Genomic DNA, 13801 nt, shown 5'->3' with positions numbered 1-13801 from the left:
GGCGTCAGGCCATGAGCCGCTACAAGAAGTACGCCGGGGGCGACCCGCTCGCTCCGCCGGTCGACATCGCCGAGGCACTGGACGCCATCGGCGAGGACGTGATGTCCGGCTACTCGCCCGAGCGCGCGATGCGGGAGTTCCTGCGGCGCGGGGGACAGGACCAGCGCGGCCTCGACGACCTCGCCCGGCAGGTCGCCGAGAGGCGCCGCGAGCTGCTGCAGCGTCACAACCTCGACGGCACGCTCGAGCAGGTGCGCGAGCTGCTGGACAAGGCCGTCCTGGAGGAGCGCAAGCAGCTCGTCCGCGACGTCACGATGGACGACGGCGACCGGGCCTTCCGGGAGATGCAGATCGACAACCTCTCGCCGAACACCGCCGCTGCGGTGAGCGAGCTCTCCTCCTACGACTGGACCTCACGTGAGGCCCGCGAGGCGTACGAGGAGATCAAGGACCTGCTCGGCCGCGAGATCCTCGACCAACGGTTCGCCGGGATGAAGCAGGCACTCGAAGGAGCCACCGACGAGGACCGTGAGGCGATCGCGGAGATGCTCCGCGACCTCAACGCGCTGCTCGACAAGCACAACCGCGGGGAGGACACCGAGGCGGACTTCGACGAGTTCATGGCCAAGCACGGCCAGTATTTCCCCGAGAACCCGCAGAACATCGACGAGCTCCTCGACACCCTGGCGCAGCGCTCCGCGGCCGCCCAGCGGATGCTCAACTCGATGTCGGCCGAGCAGCGGCGCGAGCTGATGGAGCTCTCGGCGCAGGCGTTCGGCTCACCCGCGCTGATGGAGCAGATGGCGCAGCTCGACGCCAACCTGCAGGCGGCGCGGCCGGGCGAGGACTGGTACGGCTCCGAGGAGTTCGGCGGCGGTGAGGGTCTCGGCCTCGGCGACGGCACCGGCGTGCTGCAGGACATCGCCGAGCTCGACCAGCTCTCCGAGCAGCTCCAGCAGTCCTACGCCGGGAGCCGGCTCGACGACATCGACCTCGACGCCCTCTCCCGACAGCTCGGCGACCAGGCCGCGGTCGACGCGCGCACCCTGCAGGAGCTCGAGCAGGCGCTGCGTGACTCCGGCCAGCTCGAGCGCGGCTCCGACGGCGACCTCAGGCTGACCCCGAAGGCGATGCGTCAGCTCGGCAAGGCCCTGCTGCGCGACGTCGCGCAGCGGCTCTCCGGGCGCCACGGCGAACGCGACCTGCAGCGCGCGGGTGCGGCGGGCGACCTCTCCGGGTCGTCGCGGCCCTGGGCCTTCGGTGACACGGAACCCTGGGACGTACCTCGCACGATCACGAACGCCGTCATCCGGGAGGTCGGCGAGGGCCGCCGGGGCCCCGGTGTCCGACTGACCGTCGACGACATCGAGGTGCAGGAGACCGAGGCGCGTACGCAGGCAGCGGTCGCCCTCCTGGTCGACACCAGCTTCTCGATGGCCATGGACGGCCGGTGGGTGCCGATGAAGCGCACCGCGCTCGCGCTGCACACGCTGATCAGGAGCCGGTTCCGCAACGACGACCTGCAGCTGATCTCGTTCGGCCGCTACGCGCAGACGATGGAGATCGAGAAGCTCACCGCCCTGGACGCGATCTGGGACAAGGGCACCAACCTCCATCACGCGCTGCTGCTGGCCAACCGGCACTTCCGCAAGCACCCCGGTGCCCAGCCGGTGCTCCTGATCGTGACCGACGGCGAGCCCACCGCCCACCTGGAGCCCGGCGGCGACGTCTGGTTCTCCTACCCACCGCACCCGGTGACGATCGCGCGGTCCGTCGAGGAGCTGGAGAACTCCCGCCGCCTGGGCGCGCAGACGACCTTCTTCCGCCTCGGCGAGGATCCCGGCCTGGCCCGTTTCATCGACTCGATGGCCCGCCGCGTCGAGGGTCGCGTCGTCGCGCCGGAGCTGGACGACCTCGGCGCCGCCGTGGTCGGGTCCTATCTGGGGGACAGGACGGCGCGGCGTACGTCGAACAGCTACGGCGGCTATCCGGACGCGTTCGGCGGGCGCGGCTGGTGGGCCGGCTGAATGTTCACCGAGGCGGTGTCCTGAGCCTGTCGAAGGGTAACTCGGCGAGCGCGCACTGCCTTCGCGGAATTCCACGAAGCAACCGCACCTCGACCGAGTTAACTCGGTGAGCATCCGGCCGCGTAGCCTGCGCTCGTGCCCGAGGAGACGCTGAACGTACTTGCCCTTCTCGCTCTCGCGGCCCTGGCCGCCGGGTACGTGGACGCGGTGGTCGGCGGAGGTGGACTGATCCAGCTCCCGGCGCTGCTGCTGTTCCTGCCGGGCGCCGCACCGGTGCAGATCCTGGCGACCAACAAGCTGGCCTCGGTCTTCGGCACCTCGATCAGCGCCGCGACCTACTACCGGCGGGTGGGGCCGGACCCGAAGACCTTCATCCCGCTCATGATCCTGGCGTTCGCCGGCTCTGCGCTGGGGGCGGGGGTGGCGTCGTACCTGCCCGAGAAGGTCTTCGAGCCCATCGTGCTGGTCGCGCTGATCCTGGTGGGGGCGTGGGTGCTCTTCAAGCCGTCGCTCGGGGAGGTGACCGAGCTGAAGTTCGACGACCACCGGCACGTGATCGGGGCCATGGTGGTTGGTTTCGCGGTCGGTTTCTACGACGGCGCGCTGGGTCCCGGGACGGGCAGCTTCCTGGTGATCGGGCTGGTCGGCCTGCTCGGCTACTCCTTCCTGGAGGCCAGCGCGAAGGCCAAGATGGCCAACGTCGCCACCAACCTCGCCGCCCTGGTCGTCTTCGTCCCGCAGGGTGCGGTGCTGTGGAAGACCGGACTGGTGATGGGCGTGTGCAACCTGATCGGCGGCTACCTCGGGGCCCGGACCGCGGTGGCGAAGGGCGCCGGATTCGTCCGCGTCTTCTTCATCGTCGTGGTCGCCGGGTTCATCATCCGCATCGGCGGCAGCGTGCTGGGACTGTGGTGACATGGGCTCTGCAGGTGAGATGCACTACCTGACCATCGCCCGCGACGGCGCAGCTGAGATCGAGGAGAAGCGGTCGCGGTTCCTGTGCACGCTCGCCCGGGTCGAGGACGAGGCCGAGGCGCGGGCGGTGGTCGAACGGCTGCGCAAGCAGCACTGGGACGCCCGGCACACCTGCTCGGCATTCCGTATCGGTCCGCCACCTCAGCCGGTCGAGCGCTCCAACGACGACGGTGAGCCGGCCGGCACCGCGGGCGCCCCGATGCTCGAGGTGCTCCGGGGTGCCGGGGTGTCCGACACGGTCGCCGTGGTGACCCGCTGGTTCGGCGGGACGCTGCTCGGTGCGGGTGGTCTCGTCCGGGCCTACTCCGACGCCGTCCGCGCCGCGTTGGACGAGGTCGGGACGCTGCGGCGCGAGCTCGTTCGAGAGTATTCGATCGAAGTCCCGTACGACGCCTCGGGCCGCCTCGAGACCGACCTCCGATCCTCCGGCGTGGCTGTCCTCGACACCGCCTACGGGGCCGCGGTGACCCTGCGGATCGGGGCCCCGCCGGCCGAGGAGAAACGCCTCCAGGCGCTGGTCGCGGAGCTCACCGCGGGTGCGTCTGCGCTGGTCCCGGGCGCGGACCAGTGGGTCGACGTCTGCTGACGTTTGGGACAATGGACGGGTGAGCGACCATAGCGAGACGCCCGTGGAACTCCCTACCGGATGGACGACGAAGGTCCCTGACCTCGATGATCTGCCCGCACTTCTGAGGCTCCGAGCAGCCGACAAGACCCCGTTCGAAGGGTCCGGAAAGGTCGACGCCGACGCCATCACCGGCGAGATCGCCGGGCCCGCCTCCTGGACCCGTCAGCAGCTGGTCGCGGTCGACCCGGCCGGTGATGTCCGCGCCTGGGCGATCGCCCACGACCGCGCCGCCGGACGCACCCTCGTCTACCTCTACGTCGACCGCACCATCGCCCAGGCGGCCGAGGTCGCCGCCGGGCTCTACGCCTGGCTCGAGGAGCAGGCCCGGGCGATGGCCGAGCTGCGCGGCATCACCGAGTCCCACCTCGACGCCAGCCCGTTCGCCGACGACACCGTGCAGCGCGAGTGGCTGGCGGCGGCGGAGTTCACCAACAAGCGCACCTGGCTGCACATGAGCCGCCCGGTGCTGCCCGACGAGACCGTGCCCCCGCTCCGCGAGGGCGTGACCATCCGACCCGTCGAGACCCACGAGAACGGCATGCCCGTCGCCGCCGATCTGCAGACCGTCCACCAGACGTTGGAGGAGTCCTTCCAGGACCACTTCAACTCCTATCGGGAGAGCTTCCCGGAGTTCGTACAGCGTCTACGTGAGGATCCCGGCCACCGCTGGGACCACTGGTGGCTCGCCTACGTCGACGACACCTTGCCCGCCGGTTCATTGGTCGCCTCGGTGCTGCCCGCCAACGCTGCCGGGGTCGAGGGGACGTACGTCGAGTACATCGGTGTCAACCGCAACGCCCGCGGCCGCGGCGTCGCCAAGGGGCTGCTCCACGCCGTCATCGGCGACGCGATCGAGCGCGGCCGCGACCGGGTCTCGCTCGAGGTGGACGCCGACAGCCCCACCGGGGCCGACGGGCTCTACAAGTCGATGGGCTGGGTGACCGACTACGTCACCGAGTCCTGGCACAAGGACGTCACCGTCTGAGGGTCTGACTGTCCGACGATCAGGCGCCGACGTCGGGGAGCTTGAGGTCGAGCGTCGGCGCCTCGGTGCCGCCGTCGACCTCGAGCAGCTTCCCGGTGACGAACTGCCCGGCCCGCGAGGTCAGGTACACCACCGCGGCGGCGATGTCCTCGGCCTCCCCGATCCGTCCGAGCGGGGTCTTCGTCTCGATCTCGCCACGCATCGTCTCGTCGCCCGCCACGAACTCGAGCGCGCTGGTCAGCACCGACCCGACGAAGATCCCGTTCACCCGGATCCTCGGCGCCAGGTCGGTCGCGGCCAGCCTGGTCCAGTGCGCCAGCGCCGCCTTCGCGGTCCCGTAGGCGAGATAGCCGCGCCCTGCCGTACGTCCCATCATCGAGCTGATCGACACCACGGACTGCTGCCCGTCCGGGCTCTTCACCATGTACGGCACCGCCGCCCGCGTCAGCGCGTGCGCCGTGGTCACGTTGAAGTGGAACGCCTCCTCCAGGTAGCTCTCGTCGGTGTCGAGGAACGTGTTCGGGATCGTCCCGCCGACGTTGTTGACCACGATGTCGAGACGCCCGAACGCCTCGTACGCCCGCTCTGCCAGCCCCGCCGTCACGGCCGTGTCAGCAAGATCCGCCGGTACCACCAGCGCCCGCCGCCCCGCCGCCTCGATCCTCTCGGCGACCTCCTGGAGTTGGCGCTCGGTCCGCGAGGCGATCACCACGTCCGCCCCGGACTCCGCCAGCGCCACCGCCGTTGCCGCCCCGATCCCGCGCCCCGCCCCCGTCACAATCGCCACGTGGTCGGTCAGCTCGAATCGTTCGAGAATGCTCATGCTGTCTCCTCAGTCGCGCCGAATTTGTAGAAGCGGCGGCCGAATCTGTAGTTGTGGTGGGCGAATCGGTAGAAGTGGCGGCCGAGACTGCAGTTGTGGGGACCGAATCGATACTTCCGGCGATCGCCAGAACTGCAGGCTCGCTCGCCATTTCTGCAGTCTCGGCCACCACAAGTGCGGTTTCGGCGTCCACAACCACCTACTCGGCTGAGACGAGGCCGCGGCCGGTGATCAGCGGGAGGTCGAGGGGAGAGACGAGGCCGGGGGAGGCGGCTACGACGGCTGGGATGGCGTTGACCAGGCGTTGGGCGGTGACGATCATGCCGGAGACGTTGTGGTCGCCGTGCTCGCCGTGGTGGCTGAACTCGACGGTCATCGACGGCTCGCCGGTGATCTCGATGCGGTAGCAGCCGTCGCCGGTCGCCGGGACCGGCCAGTCGGGGTCGGAGCCGGCGTCGGTGCGGGTGACGTGCTCGACGGTGATGCGGGGGATCCCGTCGACGGTGCCGGTGACGGTGAAACGTACGGAGCCCTGGGTGCCCTCGGCGATGTCGACCGACACGGTCTTGGTGTCCTTGACCGCCGGGCGGCGCTCGACGTGCTCGACGAGCGGCTCGTCGAGGGTCACTCCGAGCCCGGCGGCGAGCACCCGGACGACGGGGCCCCAGGCGGTGCTCAGCACGCCCGGCTCCCACAGGAACGGCTTGTCGTCCAGGGAGCCCCCGAAGCCGAAGAGATCCTTCATGACGACGGGCTGGTAGTACGTCGAGTAGTCGGCGATCTCCGAGACTCTGAGGTGGTCGATCCGCTGCGAGAGCGAGGTCAGCACCAAAGGTAGGACGTCGTTGGCGAAGCCGGGGTCGATGCCGTTGACGTGCAGGGACGCGCCACCCTCCCGCCCGGCCTCGTCGATCCCGGCGATCATCTCGTCCGGGAGCGTCCCCTGCGGGTGGACCAGGATCACCGGCCCGGACGAGACGACGTTGACCCCGTCCCGGATCAGCCCGGTCAGGTCATCGATCGCCTCGAAGACCCGGTCGTCGGTCATCGCGGCGTGGACGACACAGTCCGGCGCCAGCGCGACCAGCTCGTCGCGAGAGGTGGTCGCGGCCACCCCGAGCGTACGTCCCAGCCCCGCCAGCTCTCCGGCGTCGACCCCGGCCTTCGCCGGCGTCGAGGTCCAGACCCCGATCAGCTCCAGGTCGGGATGGGCATCCACTCCCGCGATGGCATGGCGTCCCACCGTCCCGGTGGACCAGACGACGACTCTGAGAGGCTGAGGCATGAGCCAAATCTAGAACGCGTTTCAGTTTCGCGAAAGTGATTCGCCGAGGAAACTCTCCGTCGCTACGTTGGCGCCCATGACCGAGGCACTCTTCGAGGACGTCCGCCATCCGACCGGCGCTCCCTACGTCGCGGACGAGTCCACGACCCTGCGTACGTTCCTCGACTTCCATCGGGCCACCCTGCTCAGGCAGGTCGCGGACCTCGACCACGAACAGCTCAACCGCCCCTTCCCGCCCACGACCATGACGCTGGCGGGACTCCTCAAGCACATGGCGTACGTCGAGGACATCTGGTTCGGCGTACGCCTGGCCGGCAACGCCCCGGTCCCGCCGTTCGACACCGCTCCCTGGGACGACGACCAGGACTGGGACTTCACCAGCGCCTCCGAAGACGACCCCGACCAGCTGCGCACCCTGCTCCGCGACGCGATCGCTCGTTCCAACGAGCTCACCGACGCCGCCGGCTCCCTCGACCGCATCGCGGTCGGCAGGACCCGCGACGGCCAGGAGATCAGCCTGCGCTGGATCCTGGTCCACATGATCGAGGAGTACGCCCGCCACTGCGGCCACGCCGACCTCATGCGCGAGGCCATCGACGGAAAGACAGACCTGTGATGCAGATCCGTGAAGCGACGGCCGACGACTGGCCGCACATCTACCCGTTCTGGTCCGAGATCGTGGCGGCAGGGGAGACGTACGCCTACCCCGAAGGCCTCACCTCGGAGGAGGCCAGGGAGATGTGGATGTACGACCACGTCGTCGTCGCAGTCGAGGGCGAGGCCGAGAACGAGCGCATCCTGGGCAGCGCGAAGATGGGCCCCAACCGCCCGGGCCGCGGCAGCCACATCGGCACCGCCTCGTTCATGGTCTCCCCGGACGCCCGCGGCAAGGGCGTCGGTCGGGCCCTCGGCGACTACTGCGTGACCTGGCACAAGGACAACGGCTTCCACGGCATCCAGTTCAACGCCGTCGTGGAGACCAACACCACCGCCGTACGCCTGTGGCAGTCGCTCGGCTTCCAGATCATCGGGACCGTCCCGGACGCGTTCGACTCGACGTCGCACGGCCGGGTCGGCCTCCACGTGATGTATCTGCCGCTGACCTGACCTCAGGCCGTCGCGGGGAAGGGGATGCCCGTGTTCGCGTGGCAGCGGTAGCCGTTGGGAACGCGGTCGAGGTACTGCTGATGCGCGGGCTCGGCGGCGTAGAAGGTCGGCACCTCGCGGATCTCGGTGGTGATCTCGCCGTACCCACGACGAGCGATCTCCTCGCCGTAGATCTTGGTCAGCTCCTCGGCGGTCTCCCGCTGCGCGTCGGAGACGTAGTAGAGCGCCGAGCGGTACTGCGTACCGACGTCGTTGCCCTGCCGCATCCCCTGCGTCGGGTCGTGGACCTCGAAGAACTTCTTGACCAGGTCGGCGTAGGACACCACGGTCGGGTCGAAGACCACACGCACCGCCTCGGTGTGGTTGGTCTGACCGCTGCAGACCTCCTCATAGGTCGGGTTGGCGGTCGTGCCGCCCTGATACCCGACAGCGGTCGAGTAGACCCCCGGCGTCTGCCAGAAGATCTCCTCGGCGCCCCAGAAACAACCGAGGCCGAAGTACGCCACCTCGGACCCTTCCGGAGCGGTCCCGTCCGACGGGGAGGCGAGCAGGGGAGTGCCGAGGACCCGGTGCTTCGCAGGCAGCTCGAAGAGCGCCTGGTCGCGCCCGGCGAGCGTGCGGTCCTCGGGGAAGAGCTGAGTCGGTCGGCCGAACATGCGGAACCTCCAGTGGTCGGAATCTCTACCAGTCTCCAACACAGTTCGACGCGCGAACGTTCCCGGATGGGCCGGGAGGCGAATCGGACGTAGGCTCGGTGTGTGAGCGAGCAGCAGCACCTCGGCAAGGCCGGTTTCGAGACCAAGGCGATCCATGCGGGCTACGAGCCCGACCCGACGACGGGTGCGGTGATCCCGCCGATCTACGCCACCACGACCTACAAGCAGGACGGCGTCGGTGGCCTGCGCAACGGCTATGAGTACAGCCGCTCCGCCAACCCGACCCGCACCGCGCTCGAGGGCGCGCTGGCGGCGGTCGAGGAGGGCGAGAAGGGGTTCGCCTTCGCCTCCGGCCTGGCGGCCGAGGACACCCTGATCCGCAGCCTGATGCGGCCCGGTGACCACATGGTCATCCCCGACGACGCCTACGGCGGCACCCACCGCCTCATCGACAAGGTCGAGAGCCAGTGGGGCATCGCGCACACGTCGGCGCAGGTCGCCGACGTCGACGCGGTCGCGGCCGCGATCCAGCCGGGCAAGACCAAGATCGTCTGGGTCGAGACGCCGACCAACCCGCTGCTCAACATCGCCGACATCTCGGCCCTGGCCACCGTCGCCCACGAGGCCGGCGCCCGGCTGGTGGTCGACAACACCTTCGCCAGCCCCTACCTCCAGCAGCCGCTCACCCTGGGCGCCGACGTCGTGGTGCACTCAACGACCAAGTACGTCGGTGGCCACTCCGACGTCGTCGGCGGCGCCGTGGTCGTCCGCGACCTCGAGCTCGCCGACAAGATCGGCTACCTCCAGAACGCTGCCGGCGCCATCGCCGACCCGTTCGGCGCCTGGCTGACCCTGCGCGGCCTCAAGACCCTGGCCGTACGCATGGACCGCCACTGCGACAACGCCGAGCGTGTCGCCGACTTCCTGACCTCGCACCCCAAGGTCGGCGAGGTCATCTACCCGGGCCTGGAGACCCACCCCGGCCACACCGTCGCGCAGAAGCAGATGAAGCGCTTCGGCGGCATGGTCTCCTTCCGGGTGACCGGCGGCGAGACCCAGGCGCTCGCGGTGTGCGAGCGCACCAAGATCTTCACGCTGGGCGAGTCGCTCGGCGGCGTCGAGAGCCTGATCGAGCACCCCGGACGGATGACCCACGCGTCGGTCGCGGGCACCGACCTCGAGGTGCCGGCCGACCTGGTGCGGCTCTCCGTCGGGATCGAGTACGCCGAGGACCTGGTCGCCGATCTCGAGCAGGCCCTTGACCAGAGCTGAGGCACCACAGACCGCCGTCTGCGTCGACTTCGGCTCCACCTGGACCAAGGCTCTCCACGTCGACCTCGTCTCGGGCGAGGTCCTCGGGTCCGCGAGCGCGCCGACGTCGCTGCACGAGGTGATGGAGGCGTACGACGCCTGCCTGGCGACCCTGGCCGAGACCGATCCACGGGCGACGGCGGCCGAGATCCTGGCCTGCTCCTCGGCCGGCGGTGGTCTCCGGATCGCCGTGGTCGGCAACGAGGAGCTGGTGACCGCCGAGGCCGGCCGACGCGTGGCGCTGTCCAGCGGCGGCAAGGTCGTCGCGGTGATCGCGACCGCGGGTCGTGAAGCCGAGAGTGACCTGGGGGCCACCCTCAGCTCCACCACCCCTGACCTGGTGCTGCTCACCGGTGGCACCGACGGGGGCAACCGGGACGCCATCGTCTCCGCCGCGCGCGAGCTGGCCGCGTCCGGCTGGCGTGGGCCGGTGGTCGTGGCGGGCAACCGCGACGCGAACCCCGAGATCGACGAGATCCTGGCCGACGTGCCCCACGTGACCTGCGAGAACGTGGTTCCCAAGATCGGCGTGCTGGCGCCCGAGAGCGCCCGCGCAGCTGTGCGGGAGATGTTCCTCGAGCACGTGATCGGCGGCAAGAACCTCAGCAGCCGGGCCGACTTCCGGCGGATCGTCCAGGGTGCGACCCCCGATGTGGTCCTCCAAGGTGTGGAGACACTGGCCGAGGTGCTCGGCGAGGACGTGGTCGTCGTCGACGTCGGCGGCGCCACGACCGACGTGCACAGCGTGGTCCGCCCCGATCCGGAGGCCGAGCACGTCCGCGAGGAGGTCGTCGCGGTCACCCCGGTGACCCGGACGGTCGAGGGCGATCTGGGGATGCGCTGGTCGGCCCCGACCACGCTCGACGCCGCCGACCACGGAGACCCCTCCCTGGCCGAGTCCGATCTGTCCGGCGAGGTCGACTACCGGCGCAACCACCCCGGTTGGCTGCCGCGCACGGAGCAGGACAAGGACATCGACGAGCTCCTGGCGAGGATCGCGATCTGCACGGCACTGCAGCGGCACGCCGGACGGTCCCGGGTCGTGCTGTCGCCGAGCGGCAAGGTCATCGAGCGCACCGGCACCGACCTGCGCCGGGTCGGCGTGGTGATCGGCTCCGGCGGCGTACTCCGACACGGTCGGAAGCACATCGAGGACCGCGTCATGCGCTGGTCGTCGCGCGGCGGGTGGCAGCTTCCCGAGGCGCCGCTGCGGACGGTCGACAGCGACTACGTGCTCGCCGCGGTGGGCCTGCTGGCGCGGTCGCACCCAGCCACCGCACGCCACCTTGCGACCCACCTCACACCCTCCCGGTAGCCTCTGTCAGGTGACAGATCAGGGGGATGCACCCGGCGGCGAGAAGTCGACCGCGAAGGAGAGTTTCGAGCGGATGACGGGTGCGTTCAGACGCAACCGGGAGGCGCGCGTGGCCCAGCGCCACGCGCAGGAGGAGGCCGATGCGCGGGAGTCCGCGGAGGTGGCCAAGGAGGCCGCCGCCGAGGCTCGTGAGTCGGCCGAGAACTTCGCGCTGCGCCTCGTCAACCAGTTCGAGCGTCTGCGCGAGGAGCGCCAGGAGCAGCTGGCGGCTCCCGAGCCGGTGAACGTCCCGACGTCCGCGAGCCGGTCGCACGTTCCCTACGGCGTCGAGCTGGCCGCCCAGTGGGGCTGGCGGTTCCTGGTCATCGTCGCCGCCGGCTACCTGATCGTCCGTGCCCTCGGCTTCCTCAGCATCGTCGTCGTCCCGGTGGTCATCGCCCTGCTGATCGCCGCGCTCGTCTCCCCGGTGGTCAACGGCCTCGCCCGGGTCGGCCTGAAGCGCAGCATCTCGGCGCTCTTCGTGGTGATCGGCGTGCTCGCGGCGGTCATCGCCATGCTGAGCTTCGCCGGCACCCAGGTCGCCAACGGCTTCACCGACCTGGCCGGGCAGACCGTCAAGGCGCTCGACGAGATCCGCGACTGGCTGATCAACGGTCCGTTCCACGCGAGCGAGACCCAGATCGACACCTGGCTCAACACGGTGCAGAACACCGTGGAGGACTGGGCGGCGGCGTACGCCTCCAACCCGTTCTCCCGCGTCAGCGAGGTCGGCGGGGTCGCTCTCGACGTCTTCGCCGGCCTGTTCATCGTGCTCTTCTCCACCTACTTCTTCTGCGCCGAGGGCGATCGGATCTGGGGCTGGCTGGTCCGGCTCGCGCCGCGCGCGGCCCGCAGCCGGATGGACAGCTCGGGACGGGTCGCGTGGGTCTCGCTGACCCAGTTCACCCGCGCCACGGTCATCGTCGCCGCGGTGGACGCGGTCGGCATCATGATCATCGCCGCTGCCCTGCAGGTGCCGTTCGTGGTGGCGATCGGCGTGCTCGTCTTCCTGAGCTCCTTCGTGCCGCTGATCGGCGCCACCGTCGCCGGCGCGGTCGCCGTGCTCGTCGCGCTGGTGTCGCAGGGGCCGGTGACCGCGCTGCTGATGCTCGGTGGCGTGATCCTCGTCCAGCAGCTCGAGGCCCACGGTCTGCAGCCGTTCCTGCTCGGTCGCTGGGTCCGGGTCCACCCGCTCGGCGTGATCCTCGCGGTCGCCACCGGCATCGTGCTCGGTGGCGTGGCCGGTGCGCTGGTGGCGGTGCCGCTCGTGGCCGCTCTCAACGCGGTGGCCAACCACCTGACCGCGGTCCCGGCCACCACGCCGGCCACCCCCGCTCCGCCGACGTCGCCACCGCCTCCGATACCGGCCAGCGGCCCGACGTCCCCACCCCCACCGAGCCCAGGAGCAGGCAGTGCCTGAGATGCACGCTCAGCCGACGTACGACGACATCCTCGAGGCCCGTGAGCTGCTGCGCGACCACATCACCGAGACCCCGGTCCAGGGATCTCGCTGGCTCACCGACATCGTCGGCGACAAGGTCGTCCTCAAGTGCGAGAACCTGCAGCGTACGGGCTCCTTCAAGGCTCGCGGAGCGTTCGTACGCATCGCCCGGCTGCCCGAGGAGCAGCGGAAGAACGGGGTGGTGGCGGCGAGTGCGGGCAACCATGCCCAGGGGGTCGCGCTGGCGGCGACCACCCTCGGCATCCCGTCCACCGTGTTCATGCCCGAGGGCGCGCCGATCCCGAAGGAGAAGGCCACCCGCGCCTACGGCGCGGAGGTGATCTTCGAGGGCCAGTACGTCGACCAGTGCCTCGATGCCGCGATGGCCTTCGCCGCGCGCACCGGCGCCGTGATGATCCATCCCTTCGACCATCCCGACGTGGTCGCGGGCCAGGGCACGATCGGGCTCGAGATCCTCGACCAGGCCCCCGACGTCAAGACCGTCGTCATCCCGCTGGGCGGTGGTGGCCTCCTGGCCGGGGCGGCGCTCGCGATCAAGGCGAAGCACCCCGACGTGAAGGTGATCGGCGTGCAGGCGGAGACCGCCGCCGCCTACCCGGTCTCGCTGCGCGAGGGCCGCCCGATCCGGCTCGACAAGATGCCGACGATGGCCGACGGCATCGCGGTCGGGCTGCCGGGGGAGACCAACTTCCCGATGATCCAGTCCTACGTCGACGAGATCCGTACGGTCTCGGAGGAGTCGATCTCGAGCGCGCTGCTCGCGCTCGTCGAGCGGGCCAAGCTGGTCGTCGAGCCCGCCGGAGCCGTCGGCGTCGCCGCCCTGATGGACGCGCCCGAGGCCTTCGAGGGGCCGGTCGTGGTCGTGCTCTCCGGGGGCAACATCGACCCGCTCCTGCTCGGCAAGGTGATCCAGCACGGCATGACGCTGGCCGGACGCTACCTGCCGGTCGCGGTCACGATCCCCGATCAGCCGGGCGCGCTGGCAACCCTGCTCTCGGTGATCGGCGACACCGGAGCCAATGTCATGGAGGTCGTGCACTCGCGCACCAATCCCGGGCTGCGGCTCGCCGAGGTCGGTGTGCAGCTCCAGCTGGAGACCCGCGGCCAGAACCATGCCGAGCGTGTTCTCGAACAGCTGCGCAGCAAGGGCTATCCAGCCGTCAGCCCGTGACCCGTGCCGGGGAACGG

At 70.1% G+C, this 13801-nt stretch carries 13 protein-coding genes; 10 read left to right on the top strand and 3 right to left on the bottom strand.

Annotated features, from left to right (window positions below; translation table 11 throughout):
* Positions 1 to 11 precede the first annotated feature (11 nt).
* The 4 genes from OG984_RS14340 to OG984_RS14325 all read left to right on the top strand — a co-directional run bounded on the left by OG984_RS14340 (position 12) and on the right by OG984_RS14325 (position 4615).
* Positions 12 to 2027 carry a VWA domain-containing protein gene (locus OG984_RS14340; protein WP_328532224.1) on the top strand — a complete coding sequence of 672 codons (2016 nt, stop codon included), beginning with the start codon at positions 12 to 14 and terminating at the stop codon, positions 2025 to 2027.
* Between the two features lie 135 nt (positions 2028 to 2162).
* On the top strand, positions 2163 to 2942 hold the full coding sequence (locus OG984_RS14335) for a sulfite exporter TauE/SafE family protein (RefSeq protein WP_328532223.1): 780 nt from the start codon (positions 2163 to 2165) through the stop codon (positions 2940 to 2942).
* Between the two features lies 1 nt (position 2943).
* Positions 2944 to 3588 (top strand): YigZ family protein, encoded by a 645-nt coding sequence (locus OG984_RS14330; RefSeq protein ID WP_328532222.1) that lies wholly within the window; start codon positions 2944 to 2946, stop codon positions 3586 to 3588.
* 43 nt (positions 3589 to 3631) lie between these two features.
* Positions 3632 to 4615, top strand: a complete 984-nt coding sequence (locus OG984_RS14325) for a GNAT family N-acetyltransferase (RefSeq protein ID WP_328532221.1) — start codon at positions 3632 to 3634, stop codon at positions 4613 to 4615.
* 19 nt (positions 4616 to 4634) lie between these two features.
* Here the strand turns inward: OG984_RS14325 and OG984_RS14320 are convergent, their stop codons facing one another.
* Entirely contained in the window at positions 4635 to 5438 is an 804-nt protein-coding gene (locus OG984_RS14320) for an SDR family oxidoreductase (protein WP_328532220.1), read from the bottom strand.
* 199 nt (positions 5439 to 5637) lie between these two features.
* Entirely contained in the window at positions 5638 to 6723 is a 1086-nt protein-coding gene (locus OG984_RS14315; protein ID WP_328532219.1) for an NAD(P)H-dependent amine dehydrogenase family protein, read from the bottom strand.
* Between the two features lie 76 nt (positions 6724 to 6799).
* Between OG984_RS14315 and OG984_RS14310 the strand changes: the two genes are divergently transcribed.
* Both OG984_RS14310 and OG984_RS14305 read left to right on the top strand, forming a co-directional pair.
* A complete protein-coding gene (locus OG984_RS14310; protein ID WP_328532218.1) occupies positions 6800 to 7339 on the top strand; it encodes a DinB family protein in 540 nt (179 codons plus the stop codon).
* The gene (locus OG984_RS14305) at positions 7339 to 7830 is read left to right on the top strand and encodes a GNAT family N-acetyltransferase (protein WP_328532217.1); all 492 of its coding nucleotides are present in this window, start codon (positions 7339 to 7341) and stop codon (positions 7828 to 7830) included. Before OG984_RS14310 ends, OG984_RS14305 begins: the two co-directional genes overlap by 1 nt.
* A gap of 2 nt (positions 7831 to 7832) precedes the next feature.
* Here OG984_RS14305 and msrA read toward each other — a convergent pair whose 3' ends face one another.
* Entirely contained in the window at positions 7833 to 8486 is a 654-nt protein-coding gene (gene msrA / locus OG984_RS14300) for a peptide-methionine (S)-S-oxide reductase MsrA (protein ID WP_328532216.1), read from the bottom strand.
* A gap of 102 nt (positions 8487 to 8588) precedes the next feature.
* Between msrA and OG984_RS14295 the strand changes: the two genes are divergently transcribed.
* The 4 genes from OG984_RS14295 to ilvA are packed head-to-tail and all read left to right on the top strand — an operon-like array spanning position 8589 to position 13784.
* The gene (locus OG984_RS14295; RefSeq protein WP_328532215.1) at positions 8589 to 9758 is read left to right on the top strand and encodes a cystathionine gamma-synthase; all 1170 of its coding nucleotides are present in this window, start codon (positions 8589 to 8591) and stop codon (positions 9756 to 9758) included.
* Positions 9745 to 11112 (top strand): glutamate mutase L, encoded by a 1368-nt coding sequence (locus OG984_RS14290; protein ID WP_328532214.1) that lies wholly within the window; start codon positions 9745 to 9747, stop codon positions 11110 to 11112. Before OG984_RS14295 ends, OG984_RS14290 begins: the two co-directional genes overlap by 14 nt.
* A 10-nt stretch (positions 11113 to 11122) precedes the next feature.
* Positions 11123 to 12571: an AI-2E family transporter gene (locus tag OG984_RS14285; RefSeq protein WP_328532213.1), complete on the top strand. Its 1449-nt coding sequence runs from the start codon at positions 11123 to 11125 to the stop codon at positions 12569 to 12571.
* Position 12572: 1 nt separating this feature from the next.
* Complete coding sequence (ilvA, locus tag OG984_RS14280; RefSeq protein WP_328532359.1) at positions 12573 to 13784, top strand: threonine ammonia-lyase; 1212 nt, start codon at positions 12573 to 12575, stop codon at positions 13782 to 13784.
* Positions 13785 to 13801: the final 17 nt, after the last annotated feature.

The sequence above is a fragment of the Nocardioides sp. NBC_00368 genome, assembly GCF_036090055.1.
In the GTDB taxonomy this organism is placed as follows: Bacteria; Actinomycetota; Actinomycetes; order Propionibacteriales; family Nocardioidaceae; genus Nocardioides.
Note: the sequence above shows the minus strand (reverse complement) of the source record. Positions and strands in the feature narration are given on the sequence as shown.